Annotated in this window: 1 protein-coding gene; it reads left to right on the top strand. The window is 38.2% G+C overall.

Annotation, left to right across the window (positions count from 1 at the left end):
- Nucleotides 1-21 precede the first annotated feature (21 nt).
- Nucleotides 22-321, top strand: coding sequence for a hypothetical protein (locus FTV41_RS14640; protein WP_179991805.1), 300 nt, complete (start codon nucleotides 22-24; stop codon nucleotides 319-321).
- Nucleotides 322-1,633 lie beyond the last annotated feature (1,312 nt).

Raw genomic sequence — 1,633 nt, 5'->3', positions numbered from 1 at the left:
AAATAAATAGAGGTTTTTTAAATGGGAAATATTGATATAAATCAAACAGTTGAACACTTAAAAGATTTGTTAGGCAAACAAGTTTCATATAGTATTTGTTTGGGGGGGACAACTTATCAGAGTGATGGTGAGGTCACTTCGGTTGTTTTACATCTTCATGGTGATCATGAGTTTTCTGTAGATGATGGGGATTATTATTCTTTTTCCGAATTGACAGAATTTCAGGTTTTAGATGATCGTTCTATTGTGGACGCTGCTTTTACTGGTCTTATAACGGATAACAAAGATTTTATTGATTCATTAAGCAAGCCTACCCCGTAGCCACAGGACTTGTAAGGGGTTCGACCCCTTAACCCCAAAGGGCGCACTTTACTTGAATTTCAGCTTTTAGCCTCAAGTTAGTTTTATATCTCCAGTCAAAATGCCCTTAAGTCTATCTTTTAGGGCATTTTTTTGATCTTGGTATATTTACGAAATCTCACGTAACCCTTAAGGCGCAAGGCTTTCAGAGCGAATGTCTATGAGCGAACTGAAGCTTTATGCTTCTTAAATCCTTTTTTTCCCTGATTACTGCTCCCGTATGCGTCAAAATCGCTAGAACTTAGGCGTCGTCCCGCGCCGACACAAAGAAAAGCAAAATACTGTCATTTTGTCGCGTGTGCCGACCTACGGATCGGACATCACGCGACAAAATGACAGTTCAAGGATTTTTTAAACGAAAGCGGTCATTTTTCATTGCTATTGCGTCCTGCTTGCACACGGATTAACATAATCAGGAAATTGATTAAAAAATGATCCAATACTCCGAGTTTATAGGGGGGGTTGAAAGAAATTTCTTAAATACCCCCACTAATAAGATGGGGGTAACGGTATCCGATCTATGCGCTCAATCTAAAAAAATCCAAATATTTTCCATAAAAAAAACCGACCATATTGATTTATGATCGGCTTTAGTTTTATATTGGATGCACGGTTATTAATTACTGGTAATAATTAATAACGAAAGTTATATGAGCTGAAACTCGATATAAGATTCAAGATTAAATCTCCGTGCTGTTAGATGATTATAACGTTCGTAGAATTAAAATAAATCCCTCTTTCGTTCTTAATCCGTCCAAATAATTAATTTCCGTCCTTGATGTGGGTGGGAGGTACAGTGACGCCAGCGCATTTTAGGTTTAAGTCTGCTACTGGGGGATCTGAACAAAGCAGACAACGGCATGAGTAGTCATAAAACGCTGATCGTGAGTATATTGGGGTAATCCCTTGCGGTGATCATTAAAAGGCGTTTATAGGCGGTTTTGGACGTGTTCAGGGGGTGATCTATGCCCTAACCAAGACAAGCGCAGCAATAGACTGTAATGCGCTCCTGTGAAACGATGGCTCGGCTCCGTAGTGATGCCTTACATTGTTCGGGTAATACTGCTTAGGGTGCTTTTAGTGCTCTAGGGTGAGTATTTCCTGATCTTCTCTAACTCTCACCATAATGATAAATCACTAATACTTGAATAGTTAAATAAATAGAGGTTTTTTAAATGGGAAATATTGATATAAATCAAACAGTTGAACACTTAAAAGATTTGTTAGGCAAACAAGTTTCATATAGTATTTGTTTGGGTGGAACAACTTATCA

The organism is Acinetobacter sp. YH16051, from assembly GCF_013417135.1.
GTDB lineage: Bacteria > Pseudomonadota > Gammaproteobacteria > Pseudomonadales > Moraxellaceae > Acinetobacter > Acinetobacter towneri.
Note: the sequence above shows the minus strand (reverse complement) of the source record. Positions and strands in the feature narration are given on the sequence as shown.

Excerpts from the sequence above, each read along its gene's own strand:
- FTV41_RS14640 (WP_179991805.1), top strand. The coding sequence starts at position 22 with ATGGGAAATATTGATATAAATCAAACAGTTGAACACTTAAAAGATTTG.